Source organism: Kitasatospora sp. NPDC059571 (genome assembly GCF_042735675.1).
Taxonomy (GTDB): domain Bacteria; phylum Actinomycetota; class Actinomycetes; order Streptomycetales; family Streptomycetaceae; genus Kitasatospora.
The window spans coordinates 1-18,446 of sequence record NZ_JBHWBW010000018.1; the positions used below are offsets into that span (position 1 = coordinate 1).

At 77.3% G+C, this 18,446-nt stretch carries 13 protein-coding genes and 1 pseudogene; 10 read left to right on the forward strand and 4 right to left on the reverse strand.

From position 1 onward, the window contains the following. Window positions 1-62: 62 nt before the first annotated feature. The 3 genes from ACFV0G_RS04235 to ACFV0G_RS04245 are packed head-to-tail and all read right to left on the reverse strand — an operon-like array spanning window position 63 to window position 3,414. Window positions 63-971 (reverse strand): SDR family oxidoreductase, encoded by a 909-nt coding sequence (locus ACFV0G_RS04235; protein WP_380541312.1) that lies wholly within the window; start codon window positions 969-971, stop codon window positions 63-65. Beyond that, on the reverse strand, window positions 968-1,891 hold the full coding sequence (locus ACFV0G_RS04240) for an alpha/beta fold hydrolase (RefSeq protein WP_380541315.1): 924 nt from the start codon (window positions 1,889-1,891) through the stop codon (window positions 968-970). Before ACFV0G_RS04240 ends, ACFV0G_RS04235 begins: the two co-directional genes overlap by 4 nt. After that, a complete protein-coding gene (locus tag ACFV0G_RS04245; protein WP_380541318.1) occupies window positions 1,888-3,414 on the reverse strand; it encodes a flavin-containing monooxygenase in 1,527 nt (508 codons plus the stop codon). The genes ACFV0G_RS04240 and ACFV0G_RS04245 overlap by 4 nt, the downstream gene beginning before the upstream one ends. A 157-nt stretch (window positions 3,415-3,571) precedes the next feature. Between ACFV0G_RS04245 and ACFV0G_RS04250 the strand changes: the two genes are divergently transcribed. The 3 genes from ACFV0G_RS04250 (at window position 3,572) to ACFV0G_RS04260 (ending at window position 6,787) form a co-directional block, all read left to right on the forward strand. Further along, window positions 3,572-4,333: a MerR family transcriptional regulator gene (locus ACFV0G_RS04250; protein ID WP_380541321.1), complete on the forward strand. Its 762-nt coding sequence runs from the start codon at window positions 3,572-3,574 to the stop codon at window positions 4,331-4,333. Between the two features lie 199 nt (window positions 4,334-4,532). Continuing rightward, window positions 4,533-5,759, forward strand: coding sequence for an MFS transporter (locus tag ACFV0G_RS04255; RefSeq protein ID WP_380541324.1), 1,227 nt, complete (start codon window positions 4,533-4,535; stop codon window positions 5,757-5,759). A 77-nt stretch (window positions 5,760-5,836) separates the two neighbouring features. Beyond that, window positions 5,837-6,787: a DMT family transporter gene (locus tag ACFV0G_RS04260; protein WP_380541327.1), complete on the forward strand. Its 951-nt coding sequence runs from the start codon at window positions 5,837-5,839 to the stop codon at window positions 6,785-6,787. On the opposite strand, the gene ACFV0G_RS04265 is transcribed toward ACFV0G_RS04260, so the two are convergent. Continuing rightward, window positions 6,735-7,517 carry a (2Fe-2S)-binding protein gene (locus ACFV0G_RS04265; protein WP_380541330.1) on the reverse strand — a complete coding sequence of 261 codons (783 nt, stop codon included), beginning with the start codon at window positions 7,515-7,517 and terminating at the stop codon, window positions 6,735-6,737. The genes ACFV0G_RS04260 and ACFV0G_RS04265 overlap by 53 nt on opposite strands. 312 nt (window positions 7,518-7,829) lie before the next feature. Between ACFV0G_RS04265 and ACFV0G_RS04270 the strand changes: the two genes are divergently transcribed. The 7 genes and pseudogenes from ACFV0G_RS04270 to ACFV0G_RS04300 all read left to right on the forward strand — a co-directional run bounded on the left by ACFV0G_RS04270 (window position 7,830) and on the right by ACFV0G_RS04300 (window position 18,339). Further along, the gene (locus ACFV0G_RS04270) at window positions 7,830-9,041 is read left to right on the forward strand and encodes an acetyl-CoA carboxylase biotin carboxylase subunit family protein (RefSeq protein ID WP_380541333.1); all 1,212 of its coding nucleotides are present in this window, start codon (window positions 7,830-7,832) and stop codon (window positions 9,039-9,041) included. After that, a complete protein-coding gene (locus tag ACFV0G_RS04275) occupies window positions 9,038-10,783 on the forward strand; it encodes an IucA/IucC family protein (RefSeq protein WP_380541336.1) in 1,746 nt (581 codons plus the stop codon). The genes ACFV0G_RS04270 and ACFV0G_RS04275 overlap by 4 nt, the downstream gene beginning before the upstream one ends. Beyond that, window positions 10,780-12,519, forward strand: coding sequence for an IucA/IucC family protein (locus ACFV0G_RS04280; protein WP_380541339.1), 1,740 nt, complete (start codon window positions 10,780-10,782; stop codon window positions 12,517-12,519). The genes ACFV0G_RS04275 and ACFV0G_RS04280 overlap by 4 nt, the downstream gene beginning before the upstream one ends. 11 nt (window positions 12,520-12,530) lie before the next feature. Continuing rightward, a pseudogene (locus ACFV0G_RS04285) lies at window positions 12,531-13,502 on the forward strand (alanine racemase); the annotation flags it as partial. 985 nt (window positions 13,503-14,487) lie between these two features. After that, on the forward strand, window positions 14,488-15,156 hold the full coding sequence (locus tag ACFV0G_RS04290; RefSeq protein ID WP_380541342.1) for a hypothetical protein: 669 nt from the start codon (window positions 14,488-14,490) through the stop codon (window positions 15,154-15,156). Between the two features lie 97 nt (window positions 15,157-15,253). Next, window positions 15,254-16,297, forward strand: a complete 1,044-nt coding sequence (locus ACFV0G_RS04295; RefSeq protein ID WP_380541345.1) for a S66 peptidase family protein — start codon at window positions 15,254-15,256, stop codon at window positions 16,295-16,297. Window positions 16,298-16,470: 173 nt separating this feature from the next. Beyond that, complete coding sequence (locus ACFV0G_RS04300; RefSeq protein WP_380541348.1) at window positions 16,471-18,339, forward strand: hypothetical protein; 1,869 nt, start codon at window positions 16,471-16,473, stop codon at window positions 18,337-18,339. Window positions 18,340-18,446 lie beyond the last annotated feature (107 nt).

The following is an 18,446-nucleotide window of genomic DNA, read 5'->3' on the forward strand; positions in this document are numbered from 1 at the left end:
CCGGGGCCGCGGATCTCCGGGCCCCGGCGCACCGCACCGCCCCTCGGGCGGCGCACGTGTCGCTACCCGGCCGCCCCATCGGACGGGTCGTGCGCCGCACGGGCGGCGGTGTCCGCGGCGCCGCCGGCGCCCACCGGGTTCCGCCGGCTGCCCGCGGTCTCCCTCAGCCGCGGCTCCAGCCGCGCCATGTCGCGCCGGCCGCCCAGCGCCACCACGGACGGCACCAGCCAGCGGATCGGCTGCATGCCGCGCAGCCAGGCCTGCGCGTACACGTGCACCGAGCGGCGGGCGATGCCCGCCACCAGGCGGTCCACCGCCGGGCCCAGCGGATACGTCTTGTTGGCCGGCCACGGCAGCCGGGCCCGCATCTGGGCCAGCACGGTGTCCTGGTCGGCGCCGCGCACCATGTCGGTGTCGGTCCAGCTCAGGTAGCCGACGCCGACCCGCACGCCCTGGTGGGCGACCTCGGCGCGCAGCGCGTGCGCGAAGGCCTCCACGCCGGACTTGCTGGCGCAGTACGCGGACATCAGCGGCGCGGGGGTGAGCGCGGCCAGCGAGGCGATCTGCAGCAGGTAGCCGCGGCTCTCCACCAGCGCGGGCAGGAACGCCCGGGCGGTGGCGACGCTCCCCAGCAGGTTGACCTCGATCACCCGGGTGAAGGCCCGGTGGTCGCTGTCCAGCAGCGGGCCGCCGATCGCGATGCCCGCATTCGCCACCACGGTGTCGATCCGGCCGTAGCGGTCCTGGATCTGCCGGGCGACCGCGGTCAGCGCGTCCAGGTCGGTGACGTCGGCCTCCCACGCGGAGGCGTGCGGGCCGCACGCGGCGGCGACCGCCTTGAGCTCGGCCGGTTCCAGCCCGACCAGGGCGACCTTGGCGCCCTGCGCGGAGAGCGTACGGGCCATCAGGGCGCCGATGCCGCGGGCGGCCCCGGTGACGACGACGACCTGGGAGGACAGGGGCGGGTTCACGCGGACTCACTCCTCGGGGTGGTGGCGGTGTGCAGGGCGGCGATCCGGCGGATCTCGGCGGCGACCTCGGCGGGCCGCTCCATCGGCGACATGTGGCCGGCCCCGGGCAGCTCCAGCAGCCCCTGCGGGTCCGGCAGCGCGGCGGCCATCCGGCGGGCGTGCACCGGCGGGGTCAGCCGGTCGTGGCTGCCGACCACCACGGCGGTCGGCACGGCGAGCTTCGCCAGGCCCGCCGTCACGTCCAGCGCGCCGAGCACCTTCGCCCACTGGTACCGGACGGCGGTCGGGCAGGCGTGCACCACCCGGGCGCAGGCCGCCACCTCCGCGGCGGGGGTGCGCGGGCCCATGGTGGCGTACTTCAGCAGCGCCCGGCTGACCGCGGTCACCGGCCCGAGCGGCAGCCGGGACTCCAGGACGAGCCGGTGCAGTGCCCGGCGCAGCCCCGCCGGGCGGACGGCGGCCGGCACCACCAGCAGCTCCGCGACCAGGTCGGCGGGGCCGGTGCTGATCAGCACCGCGCCGGCCGTCCGGTCGAGCACCTCGGCCCGGTCGGCGGCGGCCATGATCGTCATGCCGCCCATGCTGTGGCCGGCCAGCACCGCCCGCTCCCCCGCCGGGACGAGTGCGGCGAGCACGGCCCCGAGGTCGTCGGCCAGCTTGCCGGTGCCGTAGCCGTCCGGGCCGGCCGGGGCCTCGCTGCGGCCGTGTCCGCGCTGGTCGTAGGCGATCACCCGGTGGTCGGCGGCCAGCCGGTTGACCACGGGCGCCCAGAACGGCGTGGAGCACGTCCAGCCGTGCGCCAGCACCACCACCGGCGCCCCCTCGGGGCCGTACACCTCGGCGTTGAGGCCGGTGCCGTCGGCGGAGCGGATCCGGTGGACCGCCGCCGGGTCCGGCAGGACGAAGTCCGGGGCGATCACGCGGCCACCTCCGCACCGACCCGGGCGTCCCGCTTGATCAGGTCGTACTCGGCGAGGTCAACCCGGCGGGTGGCCCGGCGGAAGGAGGTGGTGGAGCCGGGCCAGAGCACCGTGTTGCGGCCCTGGTCGTCGAGGTACCAGCTGCGGCAGCCGCCGGTCGTCCAGACGGTGCGGGACATCCGCTGCTGGAGTTCGAGGTTCCAGTGGCGCTGGGCGCGCGCGGTGGGCTGCATCGCGGTGGCGCCGACCGAGGAGAGCGTGGTGAGCGCGTCCACCAGGTAGTTCAGCTGGGACTCGATCATCAGGATCATCGAGCTGTTGCCGAGGCCGGTGTTGGGGCCGATCACGAAGAACAGGTTGGGGAAGCCGCGGACGGTGGAGCCGCGCAGCGCCTCCATGCCGCCCTTCCACTCCTCGGCCAGGCTGCGCCCGCCGATGCCGTGCACCCGCTGGGCGATCGGCATGTCGGTGACGTGGAAGCCGGTGCCGAACACGATGGCGTCCACCTCGTGCTCGCTGCCGTCCGCGCCGACCAGGGTGGAGCCGCGGACCTCGCGCAGGCCGGTCGGGACCACCTCGGTGTTGGCCGCGGCCAGCGCCGGGTAGTAGGTGTTGCTGAGCAGGATCCGCTTGCAGCCGATCCGGTAGTCCGGGGTGAGCCGGGCGCGCAGCGCGGGGTCGGCGACGCCGCGGGCGATGTGCCGCTCGGCGATCCGCTGAACGGCCCTCAGCAGGCCGGGGCGGCGGACGAAGGCGTCCACCTGGAGCTCGCGCAGGGCGAAGAGCGTGCCGCGGCGCAGCGCGCCGGTCGGCGGCAGGGCGCCGTGCAGCCACTTCTCCAGGCCGGTGATCTCGCGGTCTCGGCGCGGCAGCACCCAGGCGGGGGTGCGCTGGAAGACGGTGAGCCGGCCGACCTTCGGCTGGATGGCCGGGATGATCTGCGCGGCGGAGGCGCCGGTGCCGACCACGGCGACGCGCTTGCCGGCGAGGTCGTAGTCGTGGTCCCAGCGCGAGGAGTGGAAGACCGTGCCGGGGAAGTCCGCGAGGCCCGGGATGTCGGGGATCTGCGGGTCGGCGAGCGGGCCGGCGGCGGAGACCACGGCGTCGGCGGTCCATTCGCCGGCGCGGGTGGTGAGCCGCCAGCGGGTGGCGTCCTCCTCCCAGCGGGCCTCCAGGACCTCGGCGCCGAACCGCAGGTGCGGGCGGAGACCGAAGGTGTCGGCGACCTTCTCCAGGTAGGCGCGGATGTCCGGCTGGCCGGAGAAGCTGCGCGGCCACTCGGGGTTGGGCGCGAAGGAGAAGGAGTACAGGTGGGAGGGGACGTCGCAGGCGCAGCCGGGGTAGCTGTTGTCGCGCCAGGTGCCGCCGACCGCGTCGGCGCGCTCCAGGATGACGAAGTCGGTGATGCCGGCGCGGCGCAGGCGCACGCCGGCGCCGAGGCCGCCGAAGCCGGATCCGATCACGGCGACCCGCACGTGGGGGACGGGGGTCGGCGCGGGTGTCTGCTTGCTGCGGGGTGCCATGCGGCGGCTCCTGGGCGAGGGGGCGGGGGCGTTGCGCGGGGCGGCTGGTCCGTCCATTCAAACCGCGCCAGTAAACACTGGCACGATCGGCAGGGTAGCCCGTGCCGGCGGTTCGCGGAAGGAGGCCGGCGACATCCGTTGCCGTGGGCCGCCGCCTATGCTGAGCGGCGTGGCGGAGATCAGCAGCACCGGACGGGCCCGGGAGTACCGCGTCGAGGAACTCGCCGAGGCGGCCGGCATCACCGTGCGCACCCTGCGCTTCTACCGCGAGCGCAAGCTCCTCCAGCCGCCCCGCAAGGTGGGCCGGATCGCCTGGTACGGCGAGGAGCACCTGGCCCGGCTGCGCATGATCGGCGAACTGCTGGACCGCGGGCACACGCTCGGCGGCATCACCGAGCTGATCGGCGCGGGCGAGCGCGGCCGGGACGTCGCCGACCTGATCGGCCTGCGCAACGAGATCACCGCCCCGTGGTCCGACGAGACCCCCGTCCGGATGGCCTGGGCGGAGGTCGTCGACGCCTTCGGCGACCAGCTCACCCCCGAGAACACCGCCGAGTCGATCGCCCAGGGCTACATCACCGTCGAGGACGAGGGCATCACCCACATCAGCCGCCGGCTGATGGACGCCACCATCGCCCTGGTCGAGGAGGGCGTCCCGCTGGCCGCGGTGCTCGCGGTCAGCCGCCGGGCGCAGGAGCACGCGGACGCCGTGGCCGGGGCGTTCACCGACCTCGCCCGGGACCACCTGCTGGGCGACCTGGCGCACGTGGAGGACCTCAGCCCCGAGGAGGCCGCCGTGCTGACCGAGCGGATCCGCCGGGTGCGCCCGCTGGCCCGGGCGGTCGCCGACGCGCAGTTCTCGCTGGCCATGGACCGCCGGGTGCGCGAGGCCTACGAGAGCCTGACGCAGGGATCCTGACGGATCGTCTGATCCCGCCTGTCGGGTCGTCCAAACCGGACGCCGCCGCGCTGTGCGATCCGCTGGGCGATCGGACCGTTCCGGCGGCCGCCGGGCCCGCCTAGGGTGGCAGGGTCAACACCCGCGGACCGTCCGGACGTTCGGGGCCGGAGGCCGGGAGGCGGGCGCCCGGGCCCGGCCCGGATGGGGGCCGGCCGCGATGGCCGCACGCTCGACGTTCCGCACCGCCACCCGCTTGACCGGCCGCCGGGTGCTGCTCTGGTCGCTGCTGGGCCGGCTGCCCAACGCGATGTGCCCGATCGGCGCCCTGCTGCTGGTCAGCCGCGAGACCGGCAGCGTCTGGCAGGGCTCCGCGGTGACCGGCGCCCTCGCCACCGCCCAGGCCGTCGGCGGGCCGCTGGTCGGCCGGCTCGCCGACCGCCGCGGGCAGCGCCGGATCGGTCTGGCCGCGGCGGCCGTGAACGCCACCGCGATCCTGGCGCTGGTCGCCGCCTCCACCGCCGGGGCCGCACTCGCCGTCCAGATCGGCTTCGCCGTCCTGATCGGCGCCTCGGTACCGCTGGTCGGACCGCTCTCGCGCAGCCGCTGGGTCCGGCTCGCGGACGGCGACCGGGCCGCCACCGCGGCGGCGCTCTGGCTGGACGGCACCGTGGACGAGATCAGCTTCACCGCGGGCCCGGCCCTGATCGGTCTGCTCGCCGGCCTCGCCGGCCCGGCCTGGGGCCTGCTGCTGGCCGCCGCACTGGTCGGCGTCTGCGGCACCCTGTTCGCCCGCCACCCCACCGCCTCCCCGCCCGGCGGACCGCGGCAGCGCTCCGCCGAGCGGCTGCTCAACCCCGCGTACGGGCTGCTGCTGGCCGGGATGGCACTGCTCGGCATCTGCTTCGGCTCGGTCCAGGTCGGGGTGACCGCGGTGACCGAGGCGTACGGGCGGCCCGGGGCGGCCGGGCTGGTCTACGGGCTGCTCGGCGGGACGAGCGCCGTCGCGGGCCTGGCGACCGCCGCACTGCCTGCCCGCTGGGACCTGCCGCTGCGGCTGCGGTGGGCGACGGTCCTGCTGCTGGCCGCCTCGCTGCTGCTGCCCGCCGTCGGCGGGGTGGGCGCCCTGGCGGCGGCGGTCGGCTGCCTCGGCCTCGCGGTGGCACCCCAGATGATCACCATGTTCGGCCTGGCCGAGCGGAGCGTACCGGGCGAGCGGCTGGGCGAGGCGATGGCGGCCCTGGTCAGCAGCATCACGCTGGCCCAGTCGGCCGGCACCCTGGCGGCCGGCTGGGCGGCGCAGCGGTACGGGCCGACCGCGCCGTTCACGGTGACCTGCGGCTCGGCCGCGGCGGCCCTGCTGCTGGCGCTGTGCACCGCCACCGACCGGACGTACCGGCGCAGGCCCCGGCCGGCCGAGGCGCCGGTACCGGCGGCGGTCGGCTGACCGGACCGGCGGTGAACGGCGGTGGGGCACCCGGTATTTCGGTCGGGGCCGAAGCGTCGGGCCGGTAGCGTGCGGGCATGGACTCGACTCCGATCGACCGCCCGGCGGCCGACCGCCGGGCGCACGCCGCGGCCGCCGTCACCGTGCTGCTGTGGGCCTCCGCCTTCGTCGCGATCCGGGACGCCGGCGGCCACTTCGGGCCGGGGGCGCTGGCGCTCGGCCGGCTGCTGACCGGCTCGGTGGCGCTGGTGGCCCTGCTGCTGCACCGCGGCGAGGGGCTGCCCCGGCGGGAGGCCTGGCCGGGGATCGCGATCTCCGGCGCCGTCTGGTTCGGCGTCTACATGGTGGTCCTCAACTGGGGCGAGCAGCTGGTGGACGCGGGCACCGCGGCGATGGTGGTCAACACCGGTCCGCTGCTGATCGCCCTGCTCGGCGGCGTACTGCTGCACGAGGGCTTCCCCCGGATGCTGGTCGCGGGGATGGCCGTGTCGTTCACCGGCGCGGTGGTGGTCGGCCTGTCGACGTCCGGGCCGGCCGGCGCCCGCACCCCGCTCGGGATCGGCCTGTGCCTGCTCGCGGCCGCCACCTACGCGGCCGGCGTGGTGGCCCAGAAGCCGGCGCTGGGGTACGCCTCGCCGCTCCAGGTGACCGCCTTCGGCTGCCTGACCGGGGCCGTGCTCTGCCTGCCGTTCACCCCGCAGCTCCTCCACGACCTGGGCCGGGCACCGGCCGGCGCCGTGCTGGACATGGTCTACCTCGGCCTGTTCCCCACCGCGCTGGCGTGCACCACCTGGGCGTACGCGCTCGCCCGGACCACCGCCGGGCGGATGGGCGCCACCACCTACGCGGTGCCCGCCCTGGTGGTGCTGATGGCCTGGGCGGTGCTGGACGAGGTGCCCCCGCTGCCCGCGCTGGCCGGCGGCGCGCTCTGCCTCGCCGGGGTGGCGGTCTCCCGGCTGCGGCCGGCCGCGGCCGTCACGGCGCCAGCCGGCGCCGGCGCTCCGCGTCGCACGTCCGCGGACAGGTGAGGCAGGCCTCCGCCGGGCGCACCGCGTAGTACAGGCAGCAGCCGTGCCGGGTGCGCGTCCAGTGGAGGCTGCCGTCGTCGGCGGCCAGCCGGCGGAAGCCCGCCGCGCCGGGGAACGGCGCGGTGCCGCCCGGCAGCACCGCCTCGGCCGCGGCCACCGCGCGGTCCTCGTCGCCGAGGGCCCGGCCGAGGTAGGACAGCGCCGAGGCCAGGTCGTCCCCGACCAGGCCCCACAGGGCGTGCGGCCCGCGCCGGACGAGCGGCCGGAACGCTGCCAGCACCGGGCCGCAGTGCGCCGCGACGGCCTCGCGGACCTCGTCGGGGCCGCCGAGCGGCGCCGCCCGGACGGGGCCGAGGGCCAGGTCACCGGTGGCGGTGTCGATCCACAGCGCGGCCGGGTCGGGGCGCACCACCAGGCCGTCCAGGTACCAGGGCCCGGCGACGAGCAGGCAGACCGACCAGAGGTAGTGGTGCAGCAGCAGGGACGCGGCGACGTGCCGCGCCGGCCGGGTGCCGTGCAGGGCCTCGATCCGGTCGGCCTCGGCGGCCACCAGCTCCTCCGCCCGGAGGGCGAGCTCCGGGCCGGAGCACCACCCCCCGCCGGCGGGCCGTTGGGCCACCGGGGTGATCCGCAGGTCCGGGCAGGCACCGAGCAGGCGGCGCAGCACCGCCGCGGTGTCGGCGGCTGCATCGCCGGACGGGCGGCGCGGTTCGGCCGTCAGCTGGAGCATTCCGACTCCCCGTGATCAACTAAGGCTTGCCTCACCTTACACACCTGACGACCCCTCGGCCCACCGACACCCGGCCGACCGGTGGATTTGACGCGATTAGGCACGCCTAACCTAAGGTTCCGTTCCGTGTCCAGGACGGAACGGCCGGTGAGCATCGGCCGGGCGGCGCAGGCGGCCCGGCGACGGTTGCCCCCGCCCGCGCCCGGGCACGATCGACGGCATCCCGCCGACCGCCGACCGCCCGGCGCCCGACCGCGGCGCACCGCCGGGCACCGCCCGCGCCGCCCCGCCACCGCCCCGAGGACGATGCCCATGCGGCTGTACCTGCTCGCCCTGAACCCCACCGACTCCGTCACCGAGGGCTTCCTGCCCGCCGCCGCCCGGCTCGGGCTCGACGTCACGCTGCTCACCGACTCCCCCGACGCGCACCGCGCCGCCCACGCCGCGCCGGCCGCCCCGCCCGAGGCCGCCGGCTGCGAGATCCTCCCCTGCGACGTCCGCGACTTCCGCGAGGTGGTCGCCCTGATCGGGCGGCACCGCGCACCGGACGCGGTGTTCACCAACAGCGACCACCTGCAGACCCAGGCCGCCCTGGCCGCCGGGTACTTCGGCCTGCCCGCCAAGGACTGGCGGGCCACCCTGCGGACCAAGAACAAGGCCGAGCTGCGGCGCTGCCTGGCCGCCGCCGGGCTGGACCGGGTCCGCGCGCTGGAACTCGCCCCCGGCCAGGACCCGGCCGTCCTCGACCCGCCCTTCCCCTGCGTGGTCAAACCCCGCGAGGGGGTCGCCAGCGAGGACGTCGCGCTGGTCGCCGACGCCGCCGGACTCGCCGCCCGGTGCGCCGAGATCCGCACCCGCCGGCCCCACGACGCCCTGGTCGTCGAGGAGTTCCTGGACGGCACCCTGCACACCCTGGAGACCCTCGGCGACGGCACCCGGCGGCACGTCCTCGGCGGCTTCCGCACCCGGCTCTCGCCGCCGCCCCACTTCGTCGAGGAGGCCCTGGAGTTCGTCCCCGAGCTGCCCGCGCCGGTGCTCGACCAGGTGCTCGCCCGGCTGGACGCGCTCGGGGTGGGCCTCGGCGCCTGCCACACCGAGTTCGTGCTCCGCCCGGACGGCAGCACCTCGCTGATCGAGGTCAACTACCGTGCCATCGGCGACCAGTGCGACCTGATGCTGGCCCGCCTGCTGGGCATCCCGTACTTCGAGCACGTGCTCCGGGTCCACCTCGGCCAGCCACTGCCCGCCGAACTCGGCGCCCGCACCGGCATGTTCGGCCAGAACCGGGCGGTCTGCGCGGACCGCGCCGGCACCCTCACCGCGGCGCCGCCGGCCCAGGAGCACCGCGGCGGCGGCGTCCACCTGGTCTACCGGCCGGTGCGCGCGGTCGGCGAGTACCACGAGCACCACCGCACCAACCGGGACTACCTCGGCCTGGTCTGGGCGGTCGGCACCGACCGGGCCGCCGTGGACGGCGCGGTCGGCGACTTCCTCGCCGCCAACCGCTGGGAGATCGCCCCGTGACCGGCCCCGGCCCCACCGACGGGCCCGAGGACGCGCTCACCCTGCGCGTCCTCGGCGCACTGCACCGCGAGGACGTCCTCGGGCTGCGCTCCGCCGGCACCCTCACCCACCGCGCCGACGGCCCCTGGCTGGCCGGCCCGCGCTGCGCCCTGCCGGTCGCCGAGGACGGCTTCCAGAGCCGCTGGACGGCCCGCCGCCCGCTGCTGGAGGTCGACGGCCGGGCGGTCACCGGCCTGGACGGGATCCTCGCCGCGGTCGCCGGCCTCGCCGACCCGCGCGACCGGGCCGGCCACGCCGCGTTCGCCGAGGAGTGCCGCCGGGCGCTGGCCGCCGACCGACTGCTCACCGCCCACCGGCCCGAGGTCCTGGACCGCCTGACCGCACGGCTCGGCCCGGACCCGGCCGACTGGACGGGCCACCGCGGCACGCTCGGCCTCGACACGCTGGCGGCCCATCTGGAGCACCCGGTGCACCCGGCAGGACGCGGCCGGGCCGGCCTGGACGACGCCCAGCTGCTGGCCCACGCACCCGAGTTCCACCCCCGGTTCGAGCTGCGCTGGCTCGTCCTGCCGCCGGGGGCGCCGCTGGAGCGCGGCCCCGGCCCGCTGCCCGACCGGTGGCCCTCCCCCGCCGACCTCGGCCTGCCCGGGCCGGGCACCGCACTGCCGCTCCACCCGCTCACCGACCCCCGCCCGCTGCTCGCCGCGGTGCCCGGCGCCCGGCTCGCCGAGCACCCGTACCTCGCCGTTCGGCCCACCCTGTCGATGCGCACCGTCGCGGTCGCCGACGACCCGGCCCTGCACCTCAAACTGCCGCTCGCCACCAGCACCCTGGGCCTGCGCAACCGGCGCACCGTCAAGCCGGGCACACTCGCGGACGGCGCCGCCGGGGAGCGCCTGCTCGCCGCCGTGGTCGCCCGCGAGCCGCGCTTCGCCGGCCGCATTCTGCACGCCGGCGAGCAGACCTGGCTGCACTCCGGGCACGAGCTGCTGGCCGTCCTCGTCCGCCGGCAGCCCGCCGGGCTCGACGGCGCCGTCACTACCCCGCTGGCCGCCCTGACCGCCCGCGCGCCCGGCGGACGGACGGTCCTGGAGCACCTCGCCGACCGCTTCCACGACGGCGACGTGCCGGCCCTCTACGACGACCTGCTGCGCCTGCTGCTCGACTGGCACACCACGCTGTTCCGGTACGGCATCGCCCTGGAGTCCCACCAGCAGAACACCTCCCTGGTGCTCGACCGGCCGGACGGCCGCACCCGGCTGCGGCTGCTGTTCAAGGACGAGGACGGGCCGCGCATCAACACCGACCGGATCGGCGAACTCGCCCCGTACGCCGTCGCGTTCGACGACCCGAGGATCCGCTGCCGAGGCGACCGGGCGCTCACCGACCTGTTCGCCACGATCACCGGCCACCTCTGCACCGGCTCGCTGGCCTTCGCCCTCGCCCGGGACGGCCACGCACCGCTGCCGCACGCCCTCGGCCTGCTGCGCCACCGCCTCACCGAGGCCCTCGACCGGGCCGGGGCCGCGGCCGGCCCGCTGCGCGCGGCCCTGCTCGGCGCCGACCGGCTGCCGGTGAAGGCGATGGTCACCGCCGGGACGCTGCTCGACAAGGCCCGCTCCGGCGCCGCCGACATCAACAAGCACTACACCACCGGGCCCAACTACCTGCGGTCGGCACCGGCCGGGCCACCCGGCCGGCCGCCCCGGACCGCCCACACCCCCGCGGGAGCACCCGTATGACCACCCGGCTCGACGCCCGCCGCTGCTCGGCCCCGGACCGGCTGCCCACCGCCGACGAGGCCGTCGCCCACACCCTGCTCAACTGCCTGCTGCGCGAGGTCTCCGCGCCCGAGCACCAGACCGCCGTGGTCGGCGACCGGCTGCTCGTCCGGCTGCCCCGGCGCGGCTCGCTGCTGCGGATCGCGCTGCGCCGGACCTCGCTCTCCGGGGCGCACCGCTTCACCGGCCCGGTGCTCGCCGACACCCCGGACGGCCCCCGCGAACTGGGCTGGCGCGAGCTGGCCGAGCACGTGCAGGACGAACTGGCGCTGCGCGGCGGCATCCGTAACGAGGAGTTCCTGGAGCAACTGGCCGCCAGCCACGCCGGGGTGGCCGCCGGCCTGGCCGACCGCCCGGCGCCCGGACCGGACCGCTACCTGGAGTCGGAGCAGGCCCTGCTGTTCGGGCACCGCTTCCACCCGGCGCCCAAGTCCCGCAGCGCCGACCGGGCGGCGTGGGCGGCGTGGGCGCCGGAGGCGCGGGCCGCCTTCCGGCTGCGCCATCTCGCCGTTCGGGCGGACCTGCTGGCCGGGGAGGCCGCCGACCCGGAGGCCGCCGACCTGCTCGACCGGCTGGGCGGCCGGCTCCCGGACGGCTACCGGCTGCTGCCCGCACACCCCTGGCAGTACCGGCTGCTCACCGGCCACCCGCTGCTGACCGCCGCCCTGGAGCGCGGCGACGTGCTCGACCTGGGCCCGCAGGGCGATCCGTTCACCGCCACCGCCTCGGTGCGCACCCTGCACGGCGCGGGCGCCTTCCTCAAGTTCAGCCTGAACGTGCGGATCACCAACTGCCTGCGCAAGAACGCCGCGTACGAGCTGCGCGGCGCGGTCGCACTGACCCGGCTGCTGGCCGGCCCGCTGGCCGACCTCGCCCGGCGGCATCCCGGGGCGGCGGTGCTGCGCGAGCCCGCCTTCCGCACGCTGGCGCTGCCCGGACCGGACGGCCGGCCGGACACCGCGCTGTTCGAGGGCTTCGGGCTGATCGTCCGGGACGGCCTGGCCGCCGCCGTGCGGCCCGGCCTCACCCCGCTGCTCGCCGCCGCCGTGGCCGACGAGTACCCGACCAGCTCGGCGCACGTCTCGGTGCTGCTCGGCGGCGGCGGCCCCGGCGCGGCGCTCGACTGGTGGGCCCGCTACCTGCGGCTGCTCGTCCCGCCGGTGCTCGACGCGTACCTGCGGCACGGCATCGTGCTGGAACCGCACCTGCAGAACGTGCTCGTCTGCGTGGACGGCGACGGCCGGCCCGCCCAGGTGGTGCTGCGCGACCTGGAGGGCACCAAGCTGCTGCCCGAACGGCACGCCGCCGCCCTCGCCGCGCTGCCGCCGGAGGTCGCCGGCCCGATGACCTACGACGCCGACCGGGGCTGGGACCGGGTGGTCTACTGCCTGGTGGTCAACCACCTGTCCGAGCTGCTGGCCACCCTCGCCGACCAGGCGCCGCCCGCCCTCGCCCCCCGGCTGGAGGTCCGGCTCTGGCGGGAACTGCGCACCGCGCTGGCCGAGTTCGCCGACCAGAACGGCCGGCCCGCACGGCTGACCGCGCTGCTCGACGGCGCACCGCTGCCCGCCAAGGCCAACCTGCTGACCCGCTGGGAGCGCCGCGCCGACCGCGAGGCCGGCTACATCCGGCTGCCCTCGCCGCTCGCCCCGTCCGTGCTCGCCGAGGCGGCCCGCCCGCGGGGCGGTCAGCGGTGAGCGGCCACCGGATCGTCACCGACCGGGTCGCCGTGCGCGCCGCCGCACTGCCCGCCGACCGGCTGCCCGCCTACCTGTACGACCTGCCAGCGCTGCGGACCCACGCCGCCGCGGTGCGGGCGGCGCTGCCCGCCCGGGTGGAGCTCCACTACGCGGTCAAGGCCAACCCGGAACCGGCGCTGCTGGCCGCGCTGCGGCCCTTCGTGGACGGCTACGAGGTCTCCTCCGGCGGGGAGTGGGCGCACACCCGGCAGGCCGTGCCCGGGGCCGCGCTGGCGTTCGGCGGCCCCGGCAAGACGCCCGCCGAGATCGCCGAGGTGGCGGCCGCCGGCGTGCACCGCTGGCACGTCGAGAGCGTCCAGGAGCTGCACCGGCTGGCCGCGTCCGGCCGGCCGGCCGACGTGCTGCTGCGGGCCAACCTCGGCCTGCCCGCGGGCCGGCTGGAATCGGCGGCACTGGCGATGGGCGGCCGGCCCAGCCCGTTCGGCCTGGACCCGGCGGGCGTCGAGGAGTGCCTGCGGCTGCTGCGCGGGCCCGCCGCCGGGCGGCTGCGGCTGCGCGGCATTCACGCCCATCTGGCCAGCGGCCTCGACGCCGAGGACCAACTCGCGGTCGCCGAGCGGATCGTGGACTTCGCGACCGGCCACGGCGCCGAGGAGGTCAATCTCGGCGGCGGCATGGCCGTGGACTACACCGACCCGGGCCGCCGCTTCGACTGGACGGCCTTCGGCACCGGACTGGCGAAGCTGCTCGCCGGGCGGCCCGCGCTCACCCTGCGGATCGAACCCGGCCGCTCGCTGACCGCGTACTGCGGCTGGTACGCGACCGAGGTGCTCGACGTGAAGTCCAGCCACGGCCAGGACTTCGCGGTGCTCCGCGGCGGCACCCACCACCTGCGCACCCCCGCCGCCCGCGGGCACGCCCAGCCGTTCGCCGTGCTGCCCGTCGACGACTGGCCGCACCCCTGGCCGCGCCCGGCCGCCGGGCGCGCGCCCCGCCCCCGGGGGGGCGGCCGCCGACGATTACGCCGCGCGCGGCCACCAGGACCGGGCCGAGCGGCTGCGGGCCGAGGCCGCGGTGCTCGCCGCCCACCTGTCCGCGGGCGGCGGCCGGTGACCGCGGCCGGCCCCGAGCCGCTGCTGGCGCGCTTCACGGCCGACCTGCGGGCGGTGGCCGACCCCGTCGCGGTCTGGGTGCACGGCTCCCTCGCCCTCGGCGACTACCGGCACGGGCGCAGCGACCTCGACCTGATCGCGGTGGTGCCGGCCGCCCCCGACCGGGCGGCGCTGGAAGCACTGCACCGCCGGCTGGCCGCCGACGAGCCGGCCGCCGCCAAGCTGCACTGCTCGTACCTGGCCGCGGACGCGGTCGCGGACGCCGCGCTGCCCCACCTCACCTGGGCGCACGGCGGCCTGCTGGAGCGGCCGGTGACGGCGGTCAGCCGCCGTGAACTCCTCGACGGCGGCCGGGTGCTGTACGGGCCGCCGCCGGGCGACCTGCTGCCGCCGCTGTCCGAGCGGGAGCTCGCCGAGCACATCCTGCGCGACCTCCGGGAGTACTGGTACCCGGCGACCGGGCACCCCGTCCGCTGGCTGCGCGACCCGTGGGTCGACCTCGGCCTGCTGGTGCTGGCGCGGGCCACCGTCACCCTGCGCGACGGGCGGATGGTCACCAAGGGAGAGGCGCTGGAGGTGCTGCCGGGGCTCGGAGCGCCCGCGGACGTCGTGCGGGACATCCACCGCCGCCGGTACGCCGAGCGCCCCGGGCGCACCGGGCCGCTGCGGCGCCTGCGCCGCGGCCTGCGGGCCCGCGCCTTCCTGCGCGCCGCCATCGAACGGACGCTGGCCGAGCACGGCGGCCGGCCCTGACCCCGCGCCCGGGCGCGACGGGCTGTCAGTCCCCCTCGGCAGGATGGCGGGTGCCGCGGCCGACCGCGGCCGCGCCGCAGCCGCCGTACCGAGGAGCACCGTGACCGCCGCAGCCCCGTCCTACCGTCCCGTCTTCCAGGGCGCCTGGTGTGCCACCGACCTCGGGCCGCACCGGCCGTGCGGCGGCACGTACGAGTGGTACGACCCGGACGACCTGCCGCCGCTGGACGCGGACCGCTTCGACGGCGGGTTCGGGTGGCTCGGCGGGACGGGCCCGGCGGTGCCGGAGCTGGTGGCGCACCTGGACGCCGTCGCCGCCGAACTGGCCGGTGCGGGGCTGGCGCTGCCCGCGGACTTCACCGCCTTCCAGACCGGCACCGACAGCCACCGGGCGCTCGACGCGGTGTCCGCCACCGCCTGCTGGACGGACGTCTGCGCACCGGTGCCGAGCCCCGTCGAGGAGGGCGCCTTCCTGGTCCGCTTCCTGCGCGACCAGCAGGACTGCGTGCACTGGTACCTCTACCTCCGCCCCTCGGGCGAGGCCTTCGTGGTGGCCTCCCCGCTGGACCTCACGGACGCGCCCGCACCGGACGAGCCGGACGTGCCGGTGGACTGGTTCGGGTCCATCGCCCAGTGCGCCTCCTCCTTCGAGGAATTCGCCTACCGCTTCTGGGTGGAGAACCGCCTCTGGCTCGCCCTGCACGGCTACGGCGAGGAGGCCGTCGACGCCGGGGCGGCCGCGTACCTCGCGCACTACCGACGGAGCTGACCGCACCGGCGCGCCCCGGCCCGCTCCTTCGGGTCCGCGCGGGCCGCCGGCGGAAATCCGTTCGGGCACGGAGTCGCCCGGCGACTATCCTCCGGACATGACAAGCCATGTGTACCCGCCGAAGCCGCGACCCGGCGACCGGGTCGCCGTCCTCTCGCCGTCCGCCGGACTGCCGGAGGTCTTCCCGCTCCCGTTCGACCTCGGACTGCGGCGCCTGGTCGAGGACTTCGGCCTCAAGCCGGTCGAGTACCCGACCACTCGCCGGATGGGGTGCACGCCGCAGGAGCGGGCGGCCGACATCAACGCCGCCTTCGCCGACCCCGGCATCAGGGCCGTGATCGCCAGCATCGGCGGCGACGACCAGATCACCGTGCTGCCGCACCTGGACGCCGAGCTGATCCGGGCCGACCCCAAGCCGTTCTTCGGCTACAGCGACAACACCAACCTGCTCGCCTACCTCTGGAACCTGGGCACCGTCGGCTACCACGGCGGCAGCGTGATGGTGCAGTTCGGCCGCCCCGGTGCGATGCACCCGGCCACCGCCGGGTCGCTGCGCGCCGCGCTGCTCGGCTCCGGCCCGTACGAGCTGACCGAGCCCGCCGCGTTCACCGACGTCGAACGTGACTGGGAGGACCCGGCCGCCCTCGACGCCGAACCCGAGCTGGAGCCCGCCGGGGGCTGGACGTGGCACCGGGCCGACCGGGTCGTCGAGGGCGCCGGCTGGGGCGGCAGCCTGGAGGTCCTCGGCTGGCTGATGATGGCCGACCGGGCCGTCCGCAGCCCCGAGGAGTACGAGGGCTGCGTGCTCTTCCTGGAGACCTCCGAGGAACTCCCCTCCGCCGACGTCGTTTACCGCACGCTGCGCAACATGGGCGAGCGCGGGCTCCTCGCGCGCTTCCCGGCGCTGCTGATGGGCCGGGCCAAGGCGTGGTCCTTCGGCTCGCCGAAGCGCCCCGAGGAGCGGGCGGCCCACCGCGCCGCGCAGCGCGAGGCGGTGCTGCGGGCCCTGGCCGCGTACGCGCCGGACACCATGGCGGTCTTCGACGTCGACCTCGGCCACACCGACCCCCAGGTCGTCCTCCCGTACGGCGGCCGGATCCGGGTCGACGGCCCGGCCCGCCGGATCACCGTGACCTACTGACGGTCCGACGGCCCCGGCGCACCGCCCGCCGCGATCGCCCGCCACCCGGCCTGGCCCGCCCGAGGGAACACCCCGTAAGGTGGCGAAATCGACGCGGTGGCAGCCACCGCGCGGACGGAACGAAGTGTCGCGGCGGGCGGCGGGGCAGGGGCGGGTGACCGGGAGTGGCGGACGTGACAGCGGCCTCCGGAGGCGGCGAGCGGATCCCGTTCGACGCGGAGCCGGCCCCGGGACAGCCGGCTGCCCCGCCGTACCCGCAGGCACCGCCGCCGATGCCGAGCACCGGCTGGACGTCCACCATGCCGGCGATCACCCTGCCGCCCCCGCCCGCCGCCGCGGCCGCACCGCCCGTGGCCGCCGGAGCGGCGCAGCCCCCGCTGCGCGGGATGGGTGCCGGGCTGCGCGGCCGGATCCTGGTCGTCGAGGGCGGCTACGGCCAGGCCGGACGGCGCCCGTGGGGGCGCGGCCAGACCCAGGCCCCGGTGCTGTCGACGATGCTCGCCGCCGTCCCGCCGCACATCCTGCTGGCGGCGGACGCGGTCGACGCCGTCCACCTGCCCGGCGCGGGCGATCCGCAGACCGTCCTGGCGCACCTGCGCGCGGCCGCCCGGCACCCCGGGCCGCTGCTGGTCCACCTGGGCGGCCACCTGGTCACCGACCGGCGCGCCGAGCAGCTCTTCCTGACGCTCCGTGACACCCGCTCCCACGAGACCCTGCCCTGGCAGGCGGTGGCCGCCGAGCTGCGGCACCGCCCGCAGGACTGGGACACCCTGGTGGTCGGCGACCTGAGTGCGGATCCGGCCGCCTGGCCGCTGGTGCAGAGCACCATCTCGCCGCTGACCGACGGCGTCCCGCTCTGGGCGGTGGTCAACCCGGACCCGGACCAGGTGGGCACGTTCACCCGTGCACTGATCGAGGTGCTGCACGTCGGCGTGCCCGGCGCGGGCCCGCTGCTCGCCCCCGAACAGGTCCGCGGGCAGGTCCACTCGGTACTCCGCCCGGACGCCGTCCTGCTCACCACGCACGCCCCGGACCGCCGGGTGTTCCGCAACACCTCGCGGCAGGCCGGCGATCCCTCCACGGAGATGCGGCTCAGCGAGTCGCCGCGGCCGGCCGCCGTCCTGCCCCGCCCGCCGGCCCGGACGGCCCGGCCGAAGGCCTCCGCGGCCGCCCGGGTCACCCTGGCCAAGCCGCTCGCCGCACCGGCGCCCGCGCCGTCCGGGCCGCGCGGCCCGGTGTCGCTGCTGAAGCCCGGCGTCCCGCCGACCCCGCCGCGCCCGCCCCGCCCGGTGTCGCTGCGCAAGACCGGCGCCGGGCTCTCGGGTGCCGAACCGTCAGGTGCCGACCTGCCGGGCGCGGGCCTGCCCGACACCACCCTGTCGATCGCCGACCTGCCGCGGGTCGAGCTGGGCAAGGGCGCCCCCAATCCGTTCGACGGCCCGGCCCCGTCCGCCGCGCCCGGTCCGTTCGACGCGCCGCAGCACGCCCCGGGCCCGTTCGACGCGCCCGCGCCGCCGGCCGCCGCCGGGCCGACCGTGGATCTCGCCAAGCCCGCGGCGCTGTCCGGCACCGGCGGGCCGGCCGGCCCGTCGGCGGATCCGCTGGCGGCGTACCGCGAGGCGGTCGGCCGGATCGTGCGGGCCGCCGACGCGGGCGACCACGACACCGCCGCCGACCTCGCGCTCGGCCTGGAGGCCGAGGTGCTGGAGGCACACGGCCCGGCCGACCCGCAGGTGCTCCAGGTCCGCCAGGTGCGGGCGCACGTCTCCCGGCTGGCCGGCCGGGCCGTGCTCGCCGCCGCGCTGTACCGCGAGGTGGCGATCGCCCTGCTCGGCACGCTCGGTGCGGACGACCCGGAGACCCAGCGGGCGGCGACCAATGCCGAGGCCTGCTGGCGGGCCGTCACCGACCGCACCGAGGCGATCCGGATCGCCCCGGAGATCATCGAGCTGCGCGCCCACCTGCCGGGCCCGGACGGGCGCAAGCTGCGCGCCGCGGAGCGCTACCTCGACCGGCTCGCCGCGGCGCCCGCCGAGGTCTGACCGGCCGGGCCTCCGCCCGCCACCCGCTGCACGCCGACGGGCCCCGCACCCTCCCACGGGGGAGTGGTGCCGGGCCCGTCGTACCCGCCGGTCAGGCCCTCACGGGG